This is a genomic window from Paenibacillus sp. OAS669 (genome assembly GCF_014873645.1).
Classification (GTDB): Bacteria; Bacillota; Bacilli; order Paenibacillales; family NBRC-103111; genus Paenibacillus_S; species Paenibacillus_S vulneris.
Genome location: NZ_JADBDR010000007.1, coordinates 132,234 through 156,348, shown reverse-complemented (window position 1 = coordinate 156,348; position 24,115 = coordinate 132,234). Strand labels below are relative to the sequence as shown.

20 protein-coding genes, 1 riboswitch and 1 other annotated feature are annotated in these 24,115 nt (G+C 51.9%); of the genes, 10 read left to right on the top strand and 10 right to left on the bottom strand.

Annotation, left to right across the window (positions count from 1 at the left end):
• Positions 1-41: 41 nt before the first annotated feature.
• Entirely contained in the window at positions 42-1,541 is a 1,500-nt protein-coding gene (locus tag GGC63_RS17150) for an MDR family MFS transporter (RefSeq protein WP_192703323.1), read from the bottom strand.
• Between the two features lie 175 nt (positions 1,542-1,716).
• On the opposite strand from GGC63_RS17150, the gene GGC63_RS17145 reads away from it, so the two are divergent.
• Positions 1,717-2,331, top strand: coding sequence for a TetR/AcrR family transcriptional regulator (locus GGC63_RS17145; protein ID WP_192703322.1), 615 nt, complete (start codon positions 1,717-1,719; stop codon positions 2,329-2,331).
• Positions 2,332-2,458: 127 nt separating this feature from the next.
• Here the strand turns inward: GGC63_RS17145 and GGC63_RS17140 are convergent, their stop codons facing one another.
• On the bottom strand, positions 2,459-4,582 hold the full coding sequence (locus tag GGC63_RS17140) for an S-layer homology domain-containing protein (protein ID WP_192703321.1): 2,124 nt from the start codon (positions 4,580-4,582) through the stop codon (positions 2,459-2,461).
• Positions 4,583-4,698: 116 nt separating this feature from the next.
• Positions 4,699-5,532, bottom strand: coding sequence for an AraC family transcriptional regulator (locus tag GGC63_RS17135; RefSeq protein WP_192703320.1), 834 nt, complete (start codon positions 5,530-5,532; stop codon positions 4,699-4,701).
• Between the two features lie 256 nt (positions 5,533-5,788).
• On the opposite strand from GGC63_RS17135, the gene mgrA reads away from it, so the two are divergent.
• From mgrA to GGC63_RS17120, 3 genes are all read left to right on the top strand, one after another.
• Complete coding sequence (gene mgrA / locus GGC63_RS17130) at positions 5,789-6,781, top strand: L-glyceraldehyde 3-phosphate reductase (protein ID WP_192703319.1); 993 nt, start codon at positions 5,789-5,791, stop codon at positions 6,779-6,781.
• A 57-nt stretch (positions 6,782-6,838) separates the two neighbouring features.
• Positions 6,839-7,113: a binding site (T-box leader), on the top strand.
• 173 nt (positions 7,114-7,286) lie between these two features.
• Positions 7,287-8,270, top strand: coding sequence for a tryptophan--tRNA ligase (gene trpS / locus GGC63_RS17125; RefSeq protein ID WP_192703318.1), 984 nt, complete (start codon positions 7,287-7,289; stop codon positions 8,268-8,270).
• Positions 8,271-8,321: 51 nt separating this feature from the next.
• Positions 8,322-8,436: riboswitch (SAM riboswitch) on the top strand.
• Positions 8,437-8,520: 84 nt separating this feature from the next.
• Complete coding sequence (locus GGC63_RS17120; RefSeq protein ID WP_192703317.1) at positions 8,521-8,991, top strand: NUDIX domain-containing protein; 471 nt, start codon at positions 8,521-8,523, stop codon at positions 8,989-8,991.
• On the opposite strand, the gene GGC63_RS17115 is transcribed toward GGC63_RS17120, so the two are convergent.
• From GGC63_RS17115 to GGC63_RS17105, 3 genes are all read right to left on the bottom strand, one after another.
• Complete coding sequence (locus GGC63_RS17115) at positions 8,953-9,840, bottom strand: YitT family protein (protein ID WP_192703316.1); 888 nt, start codon at positions 9,838-9,840, stop codon at positions 8,953-8,955. The two genes, GGC63_RS17120 and GGC63_RS17115, sit on opposite strands and share 39 nt — an antisense overlap.
• Positions 9,841-10,083: 243 nt before the next feature.
• Positions 10,084-12,432 carry a UvrD-helicase domain-containing protein gene (locus GGC63_RS17110; RefSeq protein ID WP_192703315.1) on the bottom strand — a complete coding sequence of 783 codons (2,349 nt, stop codon included), beginning with the start codon at positions 12,430-12,432 and terminating at the stop codon, positions 10,084-10,086.
• Between the two features lie 155 nt (positions 12,433-12,587).
• Complete coding sequence (locus GGC63_RS17105; protein WP_192703314.1) at positions 12,588-13,334, bottom strand: YwmB family TATA-box binding protein; 747 nt, start codon at positions 13,332-13,334, stop codon at positions 12,588-12,590.
• A gap of 213 nt (positions 13,335-13,547) precedes the next feature.
• On the opposite strand from GGC63_RS17105, the gene GGC63_RS17100 reads away from it, so the two are divergent.
• Entirely contained in the window at positions 13,548-15,527 is a 1,980-nt protein-coding gene (locus GGC63_RS17100) for an LTA synthase family protein (protein WP_318781068.1), read from the top strand.
• Between the two features lie 87 nt (positions 15,528-15,614).
• Here GGC63_RS17100 and GGC63_RS17095 read toward each other — a convergent pair whose 3' ends face one another.
• Together GGC63_RS17095 and GGC63_RS17090 are read right to left on the bottom strand one after the other, a co-directional pair.
• A complete protein-coding gene (locus GGC63_RS17095) occupies positions 15,615-15,815 on the bottom strand; it encodes a cold-shock protein (protein WP_079913703.1) in 201 nt (66 codons plus the stop codon).
• A 213-nt stretch (positions 15,816-16,028) separates the two neighbouring features.
• The gene (locus tag GGC63_RS17090) at positions 16,029-16,229 is read right to left on the bottom strand and encodes a cold-shock protein (protein WP_028549128.1); all 201 of its coding nucleotides are present in this window, start codon (positions 16,227-16,229) and stop codon (positions 16,029-16,031) included.
• A 764-nt stretch (positions 16,230-16,993) separates the two neighbouring features.
• On the opposite strand from GGC63_RS17090, the gene GGC63_RS17085 reads away from it, so the two are divergent.
• Positions 16,994-17,833 (top strand): protein-glutamine gamma-glutamyltransferase, encoded by an 840-nt coding sequence (locus GGC63_RS17085; RefSeq protein WP_192703313.1) that lies wholly within the window; start codon positions 16,994-16,996, stop codon positions 17,831-17,833.
• Here the strand turns inward: GGC63_RS17085 and hisJ are convergent.
• Positions 17,814-18,656, bottom strand: a complete 843-nt coding sequence (hisJ, locus tag GGC63_RS17080) for a histidinol-phosphatase HisJ (RefSeq protein ID WP_192703312.1) — start codon at positions 18,654-18,656, stop codon at positions 17,814-17,816. The two genes, GGC63_RS17085 and hisJ, sit on opposite strands and share 20 nt — an antisense overlap.
• A gap of 225 nt (positions 18,657-18,881) precedes the next feature.
• Between hisJ and GGC63_RS17075 the strand changes: the two genes are divergently transcribed.
• Positions 18,882-20,573, top strand: a complete 1,692-nt coding sequence (locus GGC63_RS17075) for a methyl-accepting chemotaxis protein (RefSeq protein ID WP_192703311.1) — start codon at positions 18,882-18,884, stop codon at positions 20,571-20,573.
• Positions 20,574-20,747: 174 nt separating this feature from the next.
• Positions 20,748-21,365, top strand: a complete 618-nt coding sequence (locus GGC63_RS17070) for a nitroreductase family protein (RefSeq protein WP_192703310.1) — start codon at positions 20,748-20,750, stop codon at positions 21,363-21,365.
• Between the two features lie 142 nt (positions 21,366-21,507).
• Here the strand turns inward: GGC63_RS17070 and GGC63_RS17065 are convergent, their stop codons facing one another.
• Complete coding sequence (locus GGC63_RS17065) at positions 21,508-22,143, bottom strand: FMN-dependent NADH-azoreductase (protein ID WP_192703309.1); 636 nt, start codon at positions 22,141-22,143, stop codon at positions 21,508-21,510.
• 334 nt (positions 22,144-22,477) lie between these two features.
• Between GGC63_RS17065 and GGC63_RS17060 the strand changes: the two genes are divergently transcribed.
• Both GGC63_RS17060 and GGC63_RS17055 read left to right on the top strand, forming a co-directional pair.
• Positions 22,478-23,212, top strand: a complete 735-nt coding sequence (locus tag GGC63_RS17060; RefSeq protein WP_192703308.1) for an amino acid ABC transporter ATP-binding protein — start codon at positions 22,478-22,480, stop codon at positions 23,210-23,212.
• 21 nt (positions 23,213-23,233) lie between these two features.
• Positions 23,234-24,073: an ABC transporter substrate-binding protein gene (locus tag GGC63_RS17055; RefSeq protein ID WP_192703485.1), complete on the top strand. Its 840-nt coding sequence runs from the start codon at positions 23,234-23,236 to the stop codon at positions 24,071-24,073.
• The last annotated feature ends 42 nt before the right edge of the window (positions 24,074-24,115 follow it).

Genomic DNA, 24,115 nt, shown 5'->3' with positions numbered 1-24,115 from the left:
AATCGGCTTCGGAGAAGGCCTTACTATATGGGGCTATTTTTTCATTTAGAGGCACTCTCGCTTAACCTTGCACCTCCTATCGCAATGCTGGCCAGCAAGCTGACGGTAACAAACAGCGCAGCCAGCAGGAACATATCGCTGAGAGCCCCGCTGAACGCCCGCTCAAGCTCATGCAGCACCGAGTCCGGTATTCCGGAACGCACTTCCTGATTTAATAATAGCTCCGGGTCAGCGAACTGCTGCAGCTGCTCGGACGTCATGGTGCTTCCATCCTCCAGCCTGGCCGCAGTCCCTCTCGTAAGAATCCCGCCCATGATGCTGATGCCAAAGGTGCCGCCGACAGACCGGAAAAACTGGTTGGAGGACGTCGCCGCCCCTCGCCGCTCCCAGCTCACCGCGTGCTGCGCCGCCGTTCCCAAAGCAGGGAAAATCGCGCCAAGACCCAACCCGGTAATCACCATATACATCATAAGCTGCAATAGGGTTGTATCGACGCTCATCCGGGAGAACAGCAAGAAGCCGATCAAGGTTAAGGTCAGGCTAACTGCAAGAACGGTTCGATACGAAACGATCGTCAGCCACCTTCTTGAGCCCATAGTGGTCACTACGGTTGCAAGCATAAGGGGAACCAGAACGTACCCGGTAGCGGAAGGAGATACTCCGATGACACCCTGTGCGAATAATGGGATGTAAGCGATGGCTCCGAATAGGGCCGCGCTGACAAAAAATCCGGCAATACTGCTGCAGGAGATCGTACGAATTCGAAAGAGCTGCAGTGGAATCAACGGCTCCGGAACCTTGAGCTCCACCCACAGAAAGGCTGCAAGGAGTAAAGCACCGCCCCCAAATAACCCTAGAATGACGCCGCTGTGCCAAGCGTAAGTATTGCCGCCTAGGACGAGCGCCAGCAGCAAGGAGACTACGGCGCCGATGAAGGTCATTGCTCCGAGCCAATCGATCCTTGGTTTGCCCGCTGTTCGCGGCGGTTCTGCGAGAGCCCAAGCCAACATAATCCAAGCGGCCAATCCGAACGGGAGATTGATGAAAAAAATCCAGCTCCAGTTCCACTGAACGAGCATTCCTCCTATCACAGGTCCGCCTATGCTTGATGCGGCGAACAGCGTACTGAACAATCCCATAAATCGGACCCGCTGCTCGGGAGAGTAAATGTCCGCGATGATCGTGAAGGAAATCGGCATTAATGCCCCGGCGCCGAGCCCTTGTATTCCTCGAAAGATAATCAGCTGGGGCATCGTCGAAGCGAAGCCGCACCACAGCGACCCCGCCAGAAACAGCAGCAGGCCGAATAAAAAAATGCTTTTGCGGCCGAACAGATCGGCCAGCTTCCCGTAGATCGGCATGATGGCCGTTGATGCCAGCATATAGACGGTAAATACCCAGCTATACAGCGAGAGACCGCCTAACTGCCTGGTAATCGTGGGCATTGCAGCTGCCACGATGGTTTGGTCAAGGGAAGATAAGATCAGTCCGATGAGCAGCCCCGCCATGACCCATTTTGAATTCTTTTCCTTCATAGACATCTTTCTCTACCTCCGTTATAATCAACACTGTGTTGTATTAACAATGATGTGTCGATTATATTACCTTTCAGACCGGAAATCGGCAACCAACAATAACAGCCGGGATGCAGCATTTGTAACACTAATCCGGTGAAGTGTTGTATAAAATGATCATGTTAGACAGAAGGAGGATATCATGTCGATGAAGGAAACGACGGATCTTCGGGTTCAGCGCACGCTGCAATGTATTCGGGATGCGCTGATCTCGCTGATGAAGGAGCAGGGCTTTGATCGGACGACGGTTCGGGATATCACGTCTCGTGCGATGATTAACCGAGCTACGTTTTATTTGCATTATGAGGACAAATACGCTTTGTTGAGGAGTCTGGTGGATGGGATGCTGGAGGAGCTGAAGCAGACGATGCAGCTGCCCGACCATTTTTCGGCCCAACAATTGCAGATGAGCACAGAGGTTCCTCCCGTATCCTTTGTCCGGCAGTTTGAGCATTTGGCTGCCCACGCCCCGTTCTATAAAGTAATGCTGGGGCCGAACGGGGTTCCCGGCTTTGCCGGTCGCATGGAGCAAGTGATTCAGGAAGCGCTGTTTGCAAGACAGGCGCTGGCACAGCCTGATGAACGCAGGCTCTCTCTCCCGAGGGAGCTCATAATCCGTTATGCGACGTCAGCTCATATCGGAATTATGAAGCATTGGCTGGAGCATGACATGCCTTATTCGGCCGATTATATGGCTAAGCAATTGAATCGGCTTCATATGCTGGGGCCAACGCAGTTGTCGCTTCCAATGGAGTAGCGAAACATCGGAAACAGCAAGAAGACGAGCCAACGGATGGCTCGTCTTGGAATCAAAGCGGTAATGGATCGCTGCCGCCTAACCTGCCGGACTTGCTATTTCAACGCTGGTAAATGAACTCCGTCTATTAGTTGACGGTGGGCGTTTCAGGCTTCTTCAGCAGCTGAGTGAACCCTTTGTCCTGAAGATTTCGCAAAAATTGCAGCGCTTCGGCTCTGGTTAACGGATCGCTGCCGCCATACCCCTCCACCGTCGCCGCCGTCTTACCCTCAGAATAGCCGCTGCTGAGCAGGTAACGAATGGCATCCTGGTCATCCGCATAATGCTTGCCATTCAAGCCCCCGATAATCCAGGCGACTTGAACCCGCTGAATCGCTTGGTCGCGTGAGTCTCCACTAAGGCCTAGCCGGAAATACCGTGCGTACTCATAGAACTTATCGCTCCAGCTGCCGGAATCCGCCTGAGCCTGCAAGTCTTGAACGCTGCCCGGATACATCCGGAACAGCATAGCCAGAAACTCGGCCTCGGTCACTTGTCCGTCGGGGCGGAACGTTCCATCGGAATAGCCGTCGACGACTTGGTACTGCCGGGCCCATTCAATCGAGGCTTTCGCCCAATGCGAGCCGATATCCCGGAAGGAATCCCGGGACTGCACAGGCGGTGAAACCTGGACGACACCGTCGGCAGCTGCGGCGGACTTTTCTTTGATATGCACCGTATAGCTGAAATCCTTGCCTCCGAAGCTCGCCGTAATCTTGGCAGAGCCGGCTTTTATCCCTTGAATGATGCCGTTTTGGATCACGACATGATCTGAATCCGACGTGTATTGTACGGATGAGGACACGTCGGTTTTCGTTCCGCTCATGTAGTTGGCCGAAAAGCCGGGAACCTTGATCGTGCCGCCTACTTCGACGGAGGTAGGATAGGAGCCGTTCGGAACCAATGAATCTATGGCATCGCCTTGAGTCGTAAAGCTCCAGGTTTGCTGTTCCTCCGTTGAAGCAGAGTTCTCCATAAGGTTGCTCGCTTGATAACGGACCGTTACCGTATAGGCGGTATTCGGCTTAAGAGGCTCTTTGGGGATGTACAAAATCGCATTCTCATTGCCCGAGTGCTTGGAATCCACCAAATAATAGTCGACTTGATTGCCGGAGGCATCGCTAATTTGTGCGCTCAAGTGACTAAGCTTGCCTCCCGACGTGGTGCTGACGGAGATCGGATAGCCGACCTTGGCCCCGTTTTTGCCGTAATATTGCAGCGGATTAGGGGTTTCATAAGCATGCCAGTAGGAGGGGACCCCGGTCTGGCCGTTGTAAGGATAGTACACAGGCTTATAGTTCTGGGCGTTGTACGTGTACTCCTTGGTACCCGGGTTAATAACGGTATAGCCGTTAGAGACGCCTATCCCAACCTCGCGGAACGATGGCATCAGCAGAATGATCCGGTGAAACGGAGCGTCGATCAGCACCTGGGCCGCTCCTGACGGAGATGTGCCGGTGGAGGCTACGGTCTCGCCGACCCCGCCTGCAGACGCATATCCGAAGGCTTTGGCGCGATCCCAGGGACCGGCGCCGGAGAAGCCCGGTTTGCCCTGTTCCTCGGTGTGCCCCATCTTTTTATCGATCTCCTGATAATTGGCATGGGCCTGCGATGCCTTGTTCAAATTCTCGTTAATAGAAACCGCCGGTACGCCTACGGCCCGTCTAAGCTTATTTATGAGCTCCAGCGAGGCTTGACGATGTGTGGAAAGCCGGGACATATCGATTCCGGAGTACACGTCGAGGGTAGAGGTAGGTACGACAGGCTCGTTGACCACCGGGTTGCTGACCGTTGTCTGCTGCTGTTGCTTCTGCTCCTGCGGCGTGATGTTCTCGACTGTAACCGGAATGGAGGCGGTCAAATCGTTGTAACGGATCGTCAACACGGTGGTCCCTGGACCTACTGCCGTGACGACTCCGCGGGAATTGACGGTGGCCACCTTCGTATCGGCTATCGAATAGGTGCATAATGCCGACACTTCGGCGGATACGCCCGGCTCGCCGAGCGCATAGTAGTAGGTTGTATAGACCGTATTTAACGTCATGGTCATCTCGGAGACTCCGGGCGAGAGCCGGGTATATTTGGACGTTTGATAGGTTGCCCCTGTTACCGATGAGGCTTCTGCTATGTAAGCACCGCCGGGAAGAGCCGGCAGAGGAATCTGTGACAGCAATACGGCAGCCACAAGCGGTTTGACAAAAGGCTTCAGCATGACATAATCCTCCAGTTATTGAATGTTGTCCTACTACTATTCGCTACTGGAGAACTAATCCCTTCCAAAATTCGACAGATACTTCGCAAAATTTGGTTATAAGGTCCTAATTAGAATCAGGAGGATCTGCGATATTCGCTGGGAGACTGTTTTTTTAGCTTTTTGAACATTTTGGAAAATAACAGCTGGTCCTTATAGCCTACGGAATAAGCGATCTCACCGATGGACAGCGAAGGATTGCTCATTAACTCGCATGCTTTGCTGATTCGAAAATGGATCAGGTAATCCTGCGGAGTCAGCCCTGTGGCGGCCTTAAACAGCTTGGACATGTATTTGCGCTCCAGTCCGATCCAATCCGCTATTTCACTGATCGTGATAGCTTGGGAATAATTGTTGTGAACGAATTCGATGGCTTTTTTGACATACAAGTCCTGCGTGTTGTCCTGCTTGGCTTCAGGGTGCTTGCACTCGGCCTCTTCAATCAGTACGGATAAAAAGCCGTATAAAGCGCTTAACATTCGGGTATCGCGGGTGCTGCTCATTTTGCTGGCCTCGTAAACCTGCTGAAAGCAGGCTTCAAGCGCTTCCTTCCGGGTGCAATGGGAGACGGGATGCTCCACAGATAAATGGGCGCGGCGTAAGTACAGCTCGGCGTTTAGCCCGTTAAAGGCGATCCAGGAGTAGGTCCACGGGTCCTGATCATCGGCGCGGTAGTAGGCTACGGCATCAGGAGTCAGCAGGAAGACGTCTCCCGAGCCCAAACGGTAGGTATGGTCACCGGCACGGTAAATGCCTTGGCCGCTATGTACATACAATATTTTGTAATGGTCCTTCAGCGCCGGTCCCCAGGAGTGCCCCGGCGAGCAGTGCTCGAATCCGGAATAAAAAAGTTTTAATTCTATAGTGCGGATCGAGTGGTCGGAATGAAATCTGTAGTCGTGATAGCCCATATGCAGCCTCCGTCGTAAGGTACGATGTTTACTGTGAGACATTATACCATATAAAGAACTCATGCTGACATATGGAATGCTTGTCCCCCGATATAGAATGGAAGTAGGCTGGACGATTGTATGAAGGGAGCTGTCTCTTCGTCAGACAGGCTGTGAACGATGAGTTTTTTTGACACAAGATAGGATATCCTGCGGTTAAGGAGTCCCACGATCAAGGAACAAGCATTTCTCATAGAACTCTCAAGGAGGAGAAACAATGAGCTATATCCCTAGCAATGAAAGATACGATACGATGGTATACAACCGATGCGGCACATCCGGACTCATGCTTCCGGCCGTATCCCTGGGTCTTTGGCATAACTTCGGAGGCCACGATTCTTACGAGAACGGCAGAGCTATGGTACGACGTGCGTTCGACCTGGGCATCACGCACTTTGACCTGGCGAACAACTACGGGCCGCCGCCGGGAAGCGCGGAGGAAAACTTCGGCAAAATGCTGCAGGCCGACTTTGCCGGTTACCGCGATGAAATGATTATTTCCACTAAAGCGGGCTACCACATGTGGCCTGGACCTTACGGAGATTTCGGATCGAAAAAATACATCGTGTCCAGTCTTGATCAAAGCTTGAAGCGGATGAATCTGGATTATGTCGATATCTTCTATCATCACCGTCCGGATGCCAACACGCCGTTGGAAGAGACGATGGGAGCGCTGGATCTGCTGGTGCGTCAAGGGAAGGCGCTGTATGTCGGGATCTCCAATTACAGGGCGGACCGTGCGAAGGAAGCAATCGCGATTCTGAAGAGCATGGGAACTCCGGTGGTCATCCATCAGCCTAGATATTCCATGCTGGATCGCTGGGTCGAGGACGGCCTGCTGGATGTGCTGGAGGAGCAAGGAGTTGGCAGCATCGCGTATTCGCCTCTGTTCAAAGGCATCTTGACGGACCGCTATTTGAACGGCATTCCGCAGGATTCCCGTGCCGCAGGCTCCAGCGTATTCCTCAAGCCGGAGGAATTAACGGATGAAATGCTGGGCAAAGTCCGTCGTCTTGACGAGCTGGCTAAGCAGCGCGGGCAAAAGCTGTCGCAAATGGCTATTGCGTGGGTATTGAGGGGTGGTCGAGTGACCTCCGCATTGATCGGCGCGAGCAAGGTGAGCCAGATTGAAGATGCGGTGGCGGGCTTAAGCAACCTGAGCTTCAGCGAAGAGGAGCTTGCCGCTATCGAGAGCATCCTGAAAGGGTAGCTGGCGAATATTTGTAATGATTTTACAAATCGAGTGTGCTATACTGGATCAAATGAATAGTTCACGATGATGAAGAAGAGTAGACGAAGCTAAAGACTTCAGAGAGCGGATGGGTGGTGCGAATCCGTGTCGGTGCAGCGTTGAATGGGCTTCGGAGTGCGGATCTGAAGGCTTACGGCCGGTAGGTGAAGCGGATGTCTCACCGTTACAAGAGACAGGGTATCGAGGAAGAGCTCTCGAAAAAGGGCTGCTGCGCCTCCGTACCTGTAGAGCGAGTCTGCTTAGAGGCAGGCTAATGAAGGTGGTACCGCGAATTCAACTTCGTCCTTTTTAGGACGAAGTTTTTTTGTTGTTCTCACTGTTTCAGAAACGGGCAGCATCGATGCTATGCCGGTTCATCTATATTTTTTAAAGGGGGTGATGGCCATGGAAGACGGCTGGTGGTGGCGCAGTAACGATCAATTATTAAACAACTACCATTATGTAACTTTGAGGAGGATGTTCCATGAAAGAACGTGTATTAACAGGAGATCGCATTACCGGCAAGCTGCACCTTGGCCATTACGTCGGAAGCTTGAAAAATCGGGTGGAGCTGCAGCATCAATATGAAACCTTTATTTTGCTTGCGGATGTGCAGGCATTGACGACGCATTTTGACAACCCGCAGCTGATCCGAGACAACCTGAGGAATGTAGCGATGGATTATCTCGCCGTAGGCATTGATCCGGAGAAGGCGACCCTGTTCGTTCAATCGATGATTCCGGAAATCGCCGAGCTGACCGTCTATTTCTCGATGTTCGTCACAGTCAACTCGCTGCGGCATAATCCCACGATTAAGACGGAGGCGAACGAACGCGGGTACAAGGATATGTATTACGGCTTTCTGGGTTATCCGGTCAGCCAGTCGGCGGATATCGCGTTTTGCAAAGCGACATTAATTCCTGTCGGCGAAGACCAAATCCCGCACATCGAGCAGACGCGCAAAATTGTACGGCGCTTTAACGATTTGTACGCCCCGGTGCTTGTCGAGCCGAGAGCCCTCGTAGGGGAGCGGTTGGATGGCTTGGACGGAAACAGCAAGATGAGCAAGAGTCTTGGCAACGCGATCTATCTCGATTCGTCGAAGGAGGAGCTGACGGACAAGATCAAGAAGGCGAAAACCGACCCTAGCCGCATCCACAAGCAGGACCCGGGGCATCCGGAGATTTGCCCGATGTATGGCTATCATGCCGCATTCCGTCCGGAGGGCAAGGAGGAGATCCGCGAGAGCTGCTCCAAGGGCCGCATCGGCTGCGCCGATTGCAAGAAGCTGATCATTTCTGCGATGAACGAGCTCTTGGAGCCGATTCAGGAGCGCAGGCAGCAGGCGGCCGCCAAGCCGGGCTTCATAGATGAGATGCTGATGGCGGGAACGGCGAAGGCGCGGGCTGTAGCTAAGGAAACGATGCTGGAGGTCCGTGAGGCGATGGGTATCCAGTATTTCAAATGATTGCCAAATATAGATCGATGGGATTATAATCAAACCTGCAATTGAACACTTCTCTTATCCAGAGTTCGGCGGAGGGACTGGCCCGATGAACCCGCGGCAACCGGCTTGTCAACGGCAAGCACGGTGCAAATTCCTGCGAGGCGATGACTGCCTCGATAGATGAGAGGGAAGGAAACCGTCGAATCGACATTAGCCCCCTTTCATTGGAAGGGGGTTCTTCGTTGTATAGGAATTCAAAGGAGAGAGTTCTATGTCTATTCGAGTCAGAGTGGCCTGCATCGGCGTAAGGGAGAGCAGTATTGTGTTGATGAAGAAACGAATCCGCTCCTATTTCAATTACAATCAGCTGACCCCGCCGGGCGGAGGGGTGGAGCTGCATGAAACGTTAGAGCAGGCTTGTATTCGCGAAATGAGGGAAGAGACGGGTCTCACCATATCGAATCCGAAGCTGCGGGGGATCGTATCGTACATCAATCATACGAATAAAGATCATGCCGTCACTATGTTCTTTGTCAGCACGTGCCTGGAAGGGGAACTGGCCGTTCTGGAGCCGGAGAAGCATGTCCCCGAATGGGTGGAACTGTCCACGTTGTCTACCGATGAACGGGTCCCTGATTATTACAGAGCGATGATTGCCCGCAGCTTGACCGATACCGGTGTTTTTAATGCGACGATAGAATGGCTACAGCCGGACGGGCGATTCCGATGCACGCTTCCATAAGCGGGTTGTCTCCAATTCCTGGTTGAAGCCTTCTCCAGCCACGTCATCGGCTTCGGTAAAGACGATAAAAGCATGGGGGTCCAGGGCCTGTACAAGCAGCTTTAGCTTGCGCGCTTTATCGGCCGCCAGTACGACCATCATGATCACGCGGTGATCGTCGGTGTATCCTCCGGTGCCGGACAGCTTGGTCATGCCGCGGTCCAAATCCTCCAGCACGGCCTTGCTGAGCGCCTGTTCGTACTCCCGGGATGTAATGATATAGGCGACCTTGGAGCTTTTTTGCAGCTTCAGCACCATGTCCATGGCCTTGCGTGTCACGAATACGCTGACCAGCGCGTACAAAGCCTTCTCTGGGGCCATCAGTATTCCTGCGGAGATGACGACCACGGAGTCCATCGCCATGATGGCCTGGCTAGGCTTGACGCCAAGCCACTTGTGAAGCATTTGCGCCAGCAGCGTAAAGCCTCCCGTATTGCCGTGGGCCCGAAAGACGATGCTGAGTCCCACTCCCGTCATTACGCCGCCATAGATGGCGGCCAGCAGGGGATTATCGGTCAGCGGACGCAAGGAATGCGTGAGCAGCACGAAGAATGGCATCAGGATCGAGCCAGTCACGGAGGCTGCAAGGGAACGAAAGCCCAGAACGAACGCGCTGAGCAGCAGAAGGAGAAAGCTGCCTGCCCACAAAATGATCATTGAATCCGTGTTCCAAAGGCTTCCAAGCAGAATGGAAGTGCCTGATAAGCCGCCGGAGGCGATATGGTTCGGGCTCAAGAACCAGTTGAAGCCGAGCGCGACGACGAGCGTACCCGCCGCTATCATGCTGTATCGTTGAAGCTTGCGCATCATCCTATCCTCCTTTATTCCGTTTTTTGAGGATTATAAGACGGAATAGAAATCCGCGCAAGAATTCCCATTAATGCTAAAATGCTAAGCTGCATCGGCGCTTTCACGATGGATTCCTTTATCACAGCGGGGCGTCGGAGCGGGTTCGTCCCAGGGCGTCCAACACGCATGAGGCCGAGGCGGGCTCCACTGCGTCGCAAGGCGGCCGATCGAGTTCGGTGTTCCGCAGCAAGGCTCGAACCAACGCTATACCGGCACCTCTTTACTCCCCCGTTCCATCGGAGACTGGCATAACGGGCAAGCCTTGCTCTCGAGCTTGCTTTCCTTAGCGCTGCTGATCCGTGCCCAGGCGGGGCAGCTGCCGCTGGTGCAGAGCCACGCAGGGACCATGTGAAGCTTCCTCGGAGCGGAGGCGTGCTCCGCCTTCGGCTTCGGCGCATAGCCGCGGCTTGTATTGCCGGCACCAGAGGCCGACTGTGCCGCCGAAGAAGAGGCTCCCGCCTTCCGCGCGGCATCGCCCGGGGCCGATGAAGCCTCCGTGAACGGCGCCAGTATAAAGCGCGACACGTTCGCTTTCTTCCCGCGGTAATACGCAGGGGAGCTCACGATGAGCTCCTCCTTGGCCCGGGTTATCGCTACATAGGCAAGCCGCCGTTCTTCCTCCAGTGCGGCCAAGGCTTCCTCCTGGATTTGCTGCCTTGTTCTCTTATCCCCCTTCGTCACGGCGCCTGCCTCCACTGCCGAGCTGTGGGGCAGTATGCCTTCGGATAACCCTATGGCAAAGACGACGGGGAATTCAAGCCCCTTGGCCTTATGGATGGTCATTAAGGTGACCGTATCGGCGCCGGGATTGCCGCGCATCTGCTCCATGGCCTGATGCATCTCGGTCATGTGATCGATATGCTTCACGAATTCCTCAACCGTGTTGAATCGTTTGGCCGATGCCTCCAGCTCATCCAGCGTCTCCTTCAGCAGCTCCTTATGCGGAGTCAACGTCCGCCCGTCGGCGGTCTCCAGGAAAACATCGTAGAACCTGCGGCGAATTTCCTGAATGGCCTCCAGAGGCTTCATATCGGCAAGGACCCGGATCAGCTCGATGCGCTCCTTGACCTTTTCCTTCTGATAATCCTTCAAATCAGGGAAGGTCATCAGATGAATCATCGGCCCCTTCTTAGGCTGGATGCCTTCGCAGTGAAGAATGTAATCCATGCATTTGTCGCGGCTCAAATACAGCGTCTGCAGAATGCCCGCCAGTGCCTCAAAGTCGCGGCGGTTCAAGCCGAGCCGCAAATGATCAATGACCGGTCTGACCATCCACTGGTCGTAGAACACATCGACGCTTCCGTAGTGAACGAACGGAATGCCTTGAATGACGAGCTCCTCCAGCATCGCCCGGCTGCTGCTTGCCGTTCGGTACAGGATGGCAAAGTCGCTGTAGGTGCGGATTCCTTGCTCCACGTCCTGCCGGATACGGCTCAGTACGGCCTGAGCCTCCTCATCCGTATCTCCCGGCCGGATATATTGGGGAAGCATCGGGCTTTGCCTCGTTGCCTGCAGCGTCTTGCTCTTGCGCCGCGTATTGTGCCGAATCACTTCATTGCCTAATCCGACGATGCTCGAGGTCGAACGGTAATTGATATCGAGCGTGATCGTTCTGGCTCCCGGATATTCCTTATGAAATTGAAGGATGAATTCGTGGTTCGCGCCCTGGAACGTGTAGATCGTCTGGTCGTCGTCTCCGACCACCATCAGATGGTTGTGCGGAGCCGCGATAATGCGAACCAGCTCGTACTGCAGCTTGTTGGTGTCCTGAAATTCGTCGTTCATGATGTACCGGAAACGATTTTGCAGCGACGACAGAAGGGAGGGAGATTCCTTCAGCAGCTGATGCGCATAAACCAAAATATCATCGAAATCCATCTTGTTATTAGAGGCCTTCCACTGCTCATATTGCAGGAAGATGCGCTTCAGGTTGGCTTCGTCGGGTGTGCGTTCAGGCAAATCGTTCAGGTCGGTCATATTCATTTTGTACGCCGAGAGAGCGGAGAGCACCGTCTCGGGCTCATAATCGTCTTGAAGCCCGCGTTCGCGCAGCAATCGCTTCAATACAATATGCTGGTAGCGCGTCTCGCTGAATATCTCCTGCGTGTAGCCCTGCTTGCGCAGCAGCAGCAGGAAGAAGGAATGGAACGTACGCGCCTGTACCTCCTGGGCCATTCGGCTTGTGATCCCCGGCAGCTGTGCAATCCGCTGCTTCATCTCTGCAGCCGCTTTGCTCGAGAAGGTAACAAGCAGAATGTGAGCCGGCTGCACATGACGGACGGAGAGCAGATAGCCTGTGCGCGCCACCAGCACGGAGGTTTTACCCGAACCGGCGCCGGCGAGCGTCAGAATGGGGCCTTCAAAATGCCGCACCGCCTGAATTTGCCGGGCGTTCAGGGCGATGCCGCGGCTCTCCAGAGCGCGGAAATAAAAAGCATCCGACTCATCATCGGATACCAGGTCCTTGCTTGTCTTGGCCGGAGCGATAGCGGCAAAAGGGACTTTCTTGCTGTTTGCGCCGAACGGCCTTTTATAGTAAACGGGGTTCATCATTAGAATCGTATCCTTTATGTATCGTCATTTTTGCATCGTCCATGTCCGGTTATACCAAACATACGTACTTATGTGAGTGTACATGAAATGAGCAGAAAGAACAATTCACTAAGAAGGATTTTCCTGAATAAGGAACCGGGATAAGGGCTTCAAGACTAGTATTCTATGGTGATAGCCGGAATGCCTATAGTAATCCGGTTCTGGTGCGTTATGGAGCTGCGGTGGACGGCGACCTGAAGATTCATCTCCTGCTTGCCGTTGTTAATATGCTCCTTAAACTTGGGAGAATAATAAGTTACGCTGGTGCTGCCTGCATCTTCGTACTGCTCTACCTTGTGGGCCTCCAGCCGTTTCTGTACCCAATCCTGCAAAGGGGAAGCGTCGATAGAGTATTCCTCTGATGCATTGCCCTGGATCATGACGTTCCATTGCGGCTTGATATGCAGGAAAGCGAGGCTGTCTGCCAGTCTCTGCTGGACTGATTGGATGAGGGTGAAGCCTTCAGGCTGTGTCGTCTGGGCCGATACCACCAGCTCGGACGTGCCGTCCGGAAAACCGATCCACAGCAGGGTCTCCTCTACACCGTTCGCAGCATCCTGAGAAGCTGTTTTATATAGCAGGTGGTCCGTCTCCTTGGTGATGTCTGAAGTTACGGGAAGCCCTAGAAGCTGGCTGATCTGCTGACCGATTTGTACAAATTGCATTTCGCTAGAATAGGATTGATAAGGCCCTGCATGCTTAACGATCATTTTTTGCTCCGCCCCCATAAACTTCTCCGATAAAGGCATCAGCAGCTCAAAGCTGTTATCCGCCTTCCCGGCGGCCCCTGCACCCCAAGCACCCGCTATGCAGCTTACGGCAACCAGACAACCTATTACATAACCCAGCCATCGACGATTCATTCCGCGCACCTCTTTCCTGCAATCTATCAATCTAGCAGTTCTACTAGAAAGGATGCACCAAAACAGCCGATTTTAAACCTGAGCGGCATCGGGCTTGCTCCAATTTGTTCCACCGGGGTCATTTTCAGCTGATTTTAAGTTTAGACCTTTACAATATGTTCATAATCTAGGTACACGGTACTTGGTGGAAAAAAATAAAGGAGTGAAGGAAAGGTGAAGCTTAAACGAAAAGCCCGGAGCCAAACCAAAGCGACAGTCATCCGTAACCGGACTCTACAGTACGGCCTAATCCTGACTATGCTCGCGATCATACCGATACTGCTTGTTTTTGGGGTGGAGCTTCTTCAAAGGGGTTCCTTTCAGGAAACATGGGCCTGGATGGTGCAAAATGATAAGCTGGTGCTGATGAACGCCCTGATCAATCTATTCGTGCTGGTTTTCTTTTACAGCCTGTTCGGAGCTATGATGCCGGGGGCTACAGTGACTGCGCTGCTGCTGTTTATTATGGCTCTGATTACTTATTTTAAAACGAAGCTGATCGGGGAGCCGTTCTTCCCTTGGGATATATTCCTGAAAAAAGAAAGCATGAATATCCTTCCGCTGGTTACCGGACCGGCGGCAATCAAGCGTCTGTCTCTGGTAGGGGGCATCGTCGTCTTGATGATCGCGCTATGCTTCGTATGGCCGCGGCTCAAATTACGCAGCGGAAGCCGCATCGTCCTGGGCCTGCTGTCCCTGTTTGCGCTGTATTCCTTCGGTGTAAGAACGCAGTGGGCCAGCCACATGATGGATAAGATGGGCGTTAGCGAAATCGTCTGGAATCAGCAGGAAAATTACAGCAACAACGGGATGGCGCTGGCCTTTACCATGAATGTGAAAAATGCCATTGTCCCTAAACCCGAGGGATACGGGGAACCGGCTATGGCTGCGTTGGCCCAAAATTTGGCGAGCCAAAGCCAGGTGAAGACGGCATCCGCCAAGAAAGCGACGGCAGATCCGTTTAACGGCAAGCAGCCGAACGTTATTTTTATTATGAACGAAGCGTTCTGGGACCCGACCCTGCTTCCCAATGTAACTTACAGCGAAGATCCGGTTCCAACGATTCATAAGCTGCAAAAGGAATCGACCTCCGGTTACTTGTTGTCGCCGCAATTCGGCGGGGGAACGAGCAATGTAGAGTACGAGGTATTGACAGGACAATCCATGAGCTTCCTTCCCGACGGCTCGGTGCCTTATCAGCAGTACATTAATAAACCGGTGCCCAGCTTGGCCAGCTATTTTGAATCCAATGGCTACAAAAGCATGGGGATCCACTCGTACGAGGGATGGTTCTGGAACCGCGAGAATGTATACAAGCAGCTCGGATTCGAGAGCTTTATGAGCAAGGATCAATTCCAAAATCCCGAGTACAAGGGCCTGTTTATTTCGGATGATGAGGTGTCCCGGAATATTATCAAGCAGGTGGATGAGACCGATAAGCCTATGTTCATTTATGCAGTGACCATGCAAAACCACGGCCCTTATGACGATAACCGGTATGGGGAAACATCGATTAAGGCGGAAGGCAATTTGACCGATTCTGCACGTTCTATACTGGAAACTTATACCCAAGGCGCACATGATGCCGATCAAAGCTTGCAAATGCTCATCGACCACTTCCAGCAATCCGATGAACCGACCGTTATTGTGTTCTATGGCGATCACCTGCCGATGCTCGGAATGGATTACGATGTGTATAAGCAGGGCGGAATGATTGGCAACGGCTCATGGTCGTTGGAGGATAACAAAAAAATGCACAGCGTTCCGTTCGTAATGTGGTCTAACGTCGATTTGCCGAAGGAGCAGGTGCCTGTCTTGAGCGATTCCTTCCTGGGGACGTACGTATTAGATAAATTGGGGATGGAAAAGCCGGCTACTCTTGCTTTGAATGAAAGCTTGATGGGGCAAACGCCGGGGCTGCTGCGCAACCTGGTTGTCGATGCCAACGGAGGTCTGCATCAAAATGTACCGGACGAAGCTCAGGCAACCGTCAATGAGTACCGGGATTTTCAATATGACCAATTGTTCGGTAAGCAGTATTTGGCCAAATATATCGATCAGGATTACTTGACCAAAGAGGCCCTGCCGAATTACAACGAAGAGTTTGCGATTCCTTCCGGCGCGGAGGACCCGAGCAGCAAAAAAGGCTACTAGCCTAAAATAAAAAGCACTAACCTCTGCGGTTAGTGCTTTTTTTGGCGTTATTTCGCCAAGAAAAGTCCGGCGGCTAACGGCACAAGGTTAATAGGTTTTATGGTGATTCACTAAAGTGGGGAGCATCTTGGTATTCTTGACCATTCCCGAATGGCAAATCGGGCAGGAAGGGACCTCTTCCAAAGCAAAATTTTCCCTCATCCAGCAGGAGCATCCTTCGTTACTGCACATCCACACAGATGTCTGTTCTTCTTGAACTGGTTCCATAGCTTTCTTCGAGAAATACAATGTAACCCCTCCTTTGGTTTGTGCGTTTGAGCGTTCCTCATGTGAATGACCGGATGGTCTTGGAACGGGGAGGAAACACCGGAATCGTCACAGAAAGCCGACGGGACCGAATTTCCGTATGTACCGTAGAGATGCTTGCAGCGGTTCAAGGCTGTGTTACTGAAAAAGAACTGCCCGCTTGCGGGGGCAGTTCTCCCTTCCAAGTTGCAAACCTTACAGTTTTACAACATTCTCAGCTTGTGGTCCGCGGTTGCCTTGAACAACATTGAATTGTACACGTTGTCCTTCGTCAAGGGATTTGTATCCATCCCCAGTAATTGCGCTAAAGTGTACGAATACATCTTTACCGCCTTCAACCTCGATGAAGCCAAATCCTTTTTCCGCGTTAAACCATTTCACTGTTCCTGTTTCCATCTTCTAAAACCCTCCAATAAATTGTAACTAATATTTGTATGAATAAAAAAATTCACACATTAGAAAGAGCACCCTATAGTGGAAGTGATAACCTTTCTAATATGTGAATTATTGTCTCCTTTTATTCCAATAATTTATTATACCATATTCTTATGCAGAACAACAGTCCTTTAGAATAGGTATCGAAAGAATATTTTCCATCCATATGCCTTTAGCAAGCGTAAGCTTCTATTTTGGGCGGTCTCCCGTCCTTTTTTCAATGAACGAAGTTTCAAGCGCCAGGACTCCATAGCGCTCCGTTGCCTATTGTAACCAGAAAGCGGGGTTTTAATTCTTATTGGGGTAAAAAGGACTGAGGAAACGAAGCGATGGATTGTTGAGAAGCTGTAAAGCTTGAAAATAGCTTGGTACCCCGGTGGGATATCCCCCTCCAGCCAAGCTTCCGAAGTAGGCTTTGCTTTGCAAAGCCCTTAGCTGTTGTTCCCGGAAAATTTGATTATATCGCTTTACAGCGGGTATTTTCCGTGAACAAAGGCGGACGCTATCGCTCCTGCGAGGGATACCCCACCTCCCACCTACCGCAATTTTCTGTATGGTGAGGCTTTTCAACAAGCCTAGGGGCGTGCATCCGCAGTCCTTTTTGTATGGGGAGGCGGTCATAAAAACATAGGGATTCGTCCAAGCATACGGAACATAGGATAGTATTAGGTTATCCATAGGCCCTCTTGGTCATAAGCGGTCTAAGAAAGGCGGGTGAAGGGGCGATGATAGTTCTTGTCAGCGGCACGCCGGACGTGGAGTCGTTAACCGATGCGGAAAGAATGATTTATCGGGAAAAGGACAGGAGCAGACGCACGTATACGTATGATTCATGGAATTCATTATTGTTCGAGCTGCAGGTAAGAGCCGCCATCATGGAGGCTGCCGCGGCTATGAACAGCAGCGAGGTATCGTTTTCCTCCTTTAAGCAGTCGCGCTGCAACGAGCGATTCTGGGAACGCAAGGAGAACGGAGCATTTCTGCAAAGAAATGACGTCCGATCGAGTGCGGCGATTCGGGATATTTTTGAGAACGGAAGCTTGTACGCATTTGAATGTGCAACTGCCATTATTATCTTGTTATATAAAGCGGTGCTGGATATTATCGGCGATGAGAAATTCGATAGGCTGTTCAATCATTTGTATTTGTATTCGTGGAACTACGACCATGATCTGCGGTTGATTACGCTGGAGCATGGTGCGGAAGCGTTCGGAGGGGATATCCAGTATTTCAAGAATCCCGACGTCAACCCGGAATGGATAGAATGGCAGGGGGAAAATGTGATCAAGATGGGGGCGGGACTTTATTACGGTCACGGAATCGGGATCAGAACGGGCAGGGAGATTATTGAAAAGCTGAACAGGGTTCGAATTCCCGGCAGCACGGTTTCTGCCTATTTGATGGATGAAGTTACGTTCCCGGACTTTGCTTATTTGCAGAAAATCGTAATGGGCAATAACCCGGTGAACCCGTCGGCATCCTCTTTGTCGACGATACCAACGGTATTCGGACAGGTGGTTGCGACCATTGGAGGACGCAGCTTTGTTAAGAAGATGCAGGCTTGAATGCGGATAGCTGCTCTTCATACCATGCCCAGCCTGTGCCAACATGCTCCGGCTTATGGGAGTCCGACCCGTAAATACAAGGAATGCCCTGCTTCAAGCACTCCTGAATAAACCACTCGGGCGCATAAGGCTTGCCGCAAGTAGCAACGCGCAGTCCGGCTGTGTTCACGTCAATGCCGACGCCTGCCTTGGCCAGCTTCGGAATGATGGATCGCAATCGGCGCTCGATCTGGCTTGGATCGATTTCGGGGAGCGCTTGGCTGAATTTCTCGATAAGGTTGATATGCCCAAGCCGCTTGCGCATAGGAAGGCGTGCTGCCCACTCAATTGCCTCTTCCACATGATTGTAGTACTCATCCACTACGCTTTCCATTGAACCGTAATAAGCCAACAGGCCGCTGCGAAAATCATCGGCTGTAAAGTCTATGCAGCGGGTGCCCCCGATGCCGGGCAAATAATGAACGGAATAAACAACATCCTCCAGCTCCGACTGCCATCGATCGACCATACGCTCCGTATAGGACAGCTGACCGGGTAAATAATCGATTTCAAGCCCTACGGCAATCTCGATTTTCCCGTTGTACAGCTGTTTTATTTGTTGGGCATAGGCGATATACAGAGGCAGCTCCTCTTCAGGCATAGCCAGCTCCCGGAATAAGGTTTCATCGGCAATCCAGCCCTGCGGCAGCGGCGGATGCTCGCTGATCGTGTAGCGCTCGAAGCCGAGCTCGATGGCTCTATCGATATATTCTTCCTGCGGTGCGCTGCTGCCATGATAGCAAAAGCGCGTATGGGTATGACCGTCCCATTTTAAGATGCTCATTCTAATTTCGGCTCCTTCCCGCTTATCAAGTTTAAGCATAACCCCAAAGTAACACTACTAGGTATTTATTGTAAAGAGCGGTTTCACCCTTATAGCATCCTCGAAATTGTTAGGCAACTATTAGACTTTCTCATACAAAGCACAAAGGTTTTCAATAATAATTCTAAACATTGTATGGTATATTCCTTCACAAGAGATGATGTCTATTATTTCAGGGGGTTTCGTATGAGAATGACCATAGGCAAAAAACTGATGATTTCATATGCGGTCATTTTACTTATTATGGGTGTAATGGGAGCTATGGATTTGTCCAACATGCGGGTATTGCAAAGCAATACGAGAGAGATTGCCCAAAACTGGCTGGTCGGAACACAAATAGCTAATAAGGTAAGCTATGCCAAGGAGCATATTTTTGTCCTTTATTATCAAATGCTTACGGAGCCGGATCCGGCTAAAAAAGCAGAGATCAATAACCAGATCGCGGAAACGTTCAAAGACATCGACCAAGGGCTGATCGATTATGAAGCATCCATTGCCGACGAGCAGGACCGGACCAATCTGAATGAATTGAAGGCTCGTTGGGATGCGTTCAAGGAGCTTAACAATCGCCAAAAGGCCGGGGGAAAAGGGATGGAGCAAGCCTCAGCCGAAGTATCCAAGGCATTTTCGGATGTGCAGGACAGCATTTCCGTCATTGTAAGCTATAACCAAAAAGGCGCAGACCAGGCTCAGCAGGAAAGCGAGGCTTTGTACCGGAGAAGCGTTATCGAGTTTGCAGCGCTTATTGTACTTGCGTTCTTCCTGGTTGCCTTGATCGGTTACCTGGCGACACGAATCATCTCCAGGCCGATGGCGGAAGCATCGGAGGCATTGGTCCGTATATCCGGCGGGGATTTAACGGGACAAGAGCTCATCAGTAAATCCAAGGATGAACTGGGGACATTAATTGGCGCTGTGAATACCGTGTCGAACTCTTTGAAGGAATCCGTGCTTCAAATGCAGCAAACCTCTCACCTTGTCGCCGCTTCAGCCCAACAGCTGTCGGCCAGCTCGGAGGAGAATGCCGCTGCATCGGAGCATGTCGCGCAATCGGTTCAGAATGTGGCTTCCGGTTCAGAAAATCAGGCGCAAAGCGCTTCGGAATGTGCAAGAGCAATGGACGAGATGTCCATAGGCATCCAGAGAATAGCGGAATCCACCTCGGAAATATCGGAGATTACTATGGAAGCGTCTCATGAGGCTGAGCAGGGAGCTGCCGTCCTCCAGGAGGCTTCGTCCAAAATCCATTCCATCAGCACGGCTGTGAACCAAACCGGGGAAGTCATCCGGAAGCTGGAGGAGCAATCCCACAGCATTAATCGCATTTCGCTGTTCATAGGCGAGATTGCCAGACAGACGAATCTGCTGTCCCTCAATGCGGCTATTGAAGCCGCAAGGGCGGGGGAGCATGGCCGGGGCTTTGCCGTAGTTGCCGATGAAATCCGCAAGCTGGCAGCCCAAACGGCGGAGTCCATCGACGAGATCAACCTCGTGATCGACGGCATCAGAGAAGGCACCGGACAGGCTGTTGTCAGCATGAATTCCGGGATGGCGGAGGTGGAGGGTGGACTGCAAGCGATGTCTCAAGCAGAGGAAACCTTTGCCCGGATCGTCCACTCAGCCTTGGAAGTAAACCGCCGCGTTCAAGAGACGGCGGCGGCCGCGGAGCAAATGTCCGCAAGCACCGAAGAGGTAACCGCCGCTATAACGAATATGGGCCATATCGCCGGGCAGACCTCGGGTCTTGCTCAAACCGTAGCAGCAACAACCGAGGAGCAGCTGGCCTCCATACAGGAAATAACATCGTCCGCCACGATGCTGTCCGGCATCTCGGATGATCTGCATCAGCTTGTCATTAAATTCCGTGTGAATCCTTGATCGAAGCGGCTTCCCTTGGTAAAAGGGAGGCTGTTTCTTTTTGTCCAAAAGCTGTACGAAGGGAATCCGCATGAATGGAAGGCATCGTGGCGACCCTATGGAGGATTGCGAACGCTGCAAGACGTTAAGGCTATTTTACGCTTATACCTTCATAACCTTAGGAGTGAACAGCGCATGAGTCATACTGAACAACACATGACGGCGGAAGAGACGATCCAAAGCCGCCGGTCCGTTCGGCAATTTCAACCGGGTGTTTCAATTCCCGAAGCGGAGCTAAATGAAATCCTGTCGCTTGCCGCCAGTGCCCCCTCTTCATGGAACCTGCAGCACTGGCGTTTTCTGGTGGTTACCGAGCAAGCCAACAAAGAACGATTGCTTCCGATTACTTATAACCAAAAACAAACCGTAGATGCTTCCGTTGTCGTCGTGGTGTTGGGGGATCTTCAGGCCAATCTGGTTGCTCCTACCGTGTACGGGCAGGCGACCGAGCAAATCCGTGATTTGATGCTCGGACAAATTAACAGTGCTTATGAGAACAATCCTGTCCTGGCCCGTGACGAAGCGATACGCAATGCATCGCTGGCCGCTATGCAGCTGATGCTCGCAGCCAAAGCCAAAGGCTACGATACGGTACCGATGGGCGGCTATGACCGGGATGCTCTGATAAAAGAACTGAACATTCCGGATCGCTACGTTCCGGTGATGGTGATTCCAATTGGGAAAGCAGCCGCTCCAGGCCGTCCGACCGATCGGCTCCCTCTGGAGCAGCAAGTGATTCGCGAAAGCTTCTAATATTGAGTTGAGGAGGGGCCCTTTATGCAAAAAGGGCTCTTTTTTTCATTTCACATACCGGTGCGTCGAATGAAGAAAATTGATATGACAAATGGCAGTAAGCACTGTCCCTCGTGGAACAGTGCTTCTTGAACCTCATTGATCAGAACGATTTGGCCAGTGCGACAGCTTTATCGATTGCTTCCTGCTTTATGGCTGCTGCGCGGTCTGGATATTGGTTGTGTCCTTCAATAAATAAACCTTGAAAATCCTTAATTCCGAAAAATTGCATGATAGCGGCCAGATGGCGATGTCCCATCTCCATATCCGACATCGGAGGAGTGGAATACACGCCGCCGCGCGCTTGGATATGCAGCGCTTTTTTCGTTGGAAGCAGCCCTACCGGCCCCTCTGGCGTGTACTTGAATGTCTTCCCTGCCACACAAACGGCATCGATGTAAGCTTTCATGATTGGCGGGTAAGAGAAGTTCCACATAGGCGTAATGAATACATATTTATCCGCTGCGACAAATTGGTCAACAAGCTCATTTAACCGGCTGACCTTGGACTTCTCTTCCGCAGACAAGGTGCTCAGCTCATTGCCGGAACGGAGCTTACCCCAGCCGCTGAATACGTCGGCGTCAATGTGGGGGATATGGGCCTTATACAAATCCAGATGAATGACTTCATCTTGCGGGTTGGATTCGCTGTAGGCTTGAACGAAAGCATTCCCGGCCGCCATGCTGAAAGACTGGGTCTCATCGTTAGGATGCGCGATAATATGAAGTAAAGTAGCCATAATGTCATCTCTTCCTTTTCTAAGCTTTTTATGCGAGGCAGATCTCCGTCCAATCGCACACATACAATTTGCCCATTCCGCATAGCGAATATGTTGAATGAGGGTTGGAGAATCAAGCCATGAAGCACGACGTCCTCCTCTATAAAATGACGAACCGAAACCGTGCTGTTGAGGAACATCATGAGCACAAAAATAAGCCAGTAGGACAAAAATGCTTCCGGGTGTCATACTTTTCCCATTTGGGTAATAACTTGTAAATACCTGTTGCTCTCCGTATAAGGGAGTAACGTTATATTGGTGTAAGGAAAACTACCTCAATGGCAGGAGGTGACCTATGATTGAATTTCGCAATGTCAACAAGCACTATGGGCCGTTTCATGTACTGAAGGATATTAACTTATCGATTCAACAGGGCGAAGTGGTCGTCATTATAGGTCCGTCCGGCTCCGGTAAAAGCACCCTCCTTCGCTGCATCAACCGTCTGGAGGCAATAACGGACGGGGAGCTGCACGTTGCCGGTGTCAAGCTCCATGACAAGAAAACAGATGTCAATCGATTAAGGCGAAATATCGGGATGGTGTTTCAGCACTTCAATCTGTACCCTCACAAAACGGTGATGGACAATATTACGCTTGCCCCGATCAAGGTGCTTAAGCTCAGCAGGGATGAAGCGGAACGCACCGCCATGCTGTATCTCGAGAAGGTAGGCATCCCCGATAAAGCGAAGGCCTATCCCTCCGAGCTGTCCGGGGGACAGCAGCAGCGGGTGGCTATTGCCCGAGGACTTGCCATGAAGCCCCAGATCATGCTGTTCGATGAGCCGACCTCGGCTCTGGACCCCGAGATGATCGGAGAAGTGCTGGATGTCATTAAAGCCTTGGCGCATGAGGGGATGACGATGGTAGTGGTCACTCATGAAATGGGCTTTGCCCGCGAGGCGGCCGACCGGATCGTATTTATGGATCAGGGGCAGATTGTCGAGGAGTCGGAGCCTAACGCCTTTTTTTCCAAGCCTCGTGAAGAAAGGGCACAGTTGTTCCTTAAACGGTTGTTACAACAAGGATCATAGAGAGGAGACGGGTCAATGCGGATGAGGAGAAAGAAGCTGGGATTCACTATGCTGGTGCTGCTAACGATGCTGGCACTGGTAGCGGCGGGATGCGGAGCGAAGGAGCAGGGGGGCGGACCGGCCCCGAATTCGGCCAACACAGCCGGGAAAACGTTGGATGAGATTAAGAAGCGCGGCAAGCTGGTCGTAGGGGTAAAGTATGACACCAAGCTGTTCGGGCTGAAGGATCCGGGAACAGGCGTCGTGGAAGGCTTCGATATCGATATTGCAAAGGCTTTGGCCAAGAAGGTGCTCGGGGACGAAAACAAGCTGGAGCTGAAGGAGGTTACCTCAAAAACACGGATCCCGATGCTGAAAAACGGGGATATCGATATGATCATCGCCACGATGACCATTACCGAGGAACGAAAGCAGGAGGTCGATTTTTCGGATGTTTACTTTAAAGCCGGCCAATCACTGCTGGTCAAGAAAGGCAGTCGGATCAAGTCGATAGCCGATATTAAGAAAGGCATGAAGGTGCTGACAGCCAAGGGCTCTACGTCGGCGCAAAATATTCGCGAGAAGGCTCCGGACGCTACGGTATTGGAGTTTGAAAATTACCAGGAAGCATTCACGGCGTTAAAAGCAGGTCAAGGCGATGCCCTGACAACCGATAATGCTATCCTGTACGGGATGACCAAGCAGGATCCGAATTACCAGGTTACGGAAGGAACCTTTACCGATGAGCCTTACGGCATAGCAATCCGGAAGGGCGATACGGAATTTGTGACCTACGTCAATGATTTCCTCAAGGCGATGAAATCCAGCGGCGAGTACGACAAGCTGTATGAAAAATGGATTGGAGAGAAGCCAGCCAAATAGGCAGTTGAATTTGGAAAGGGTGGATGGTCTTCCAGGCTGTTC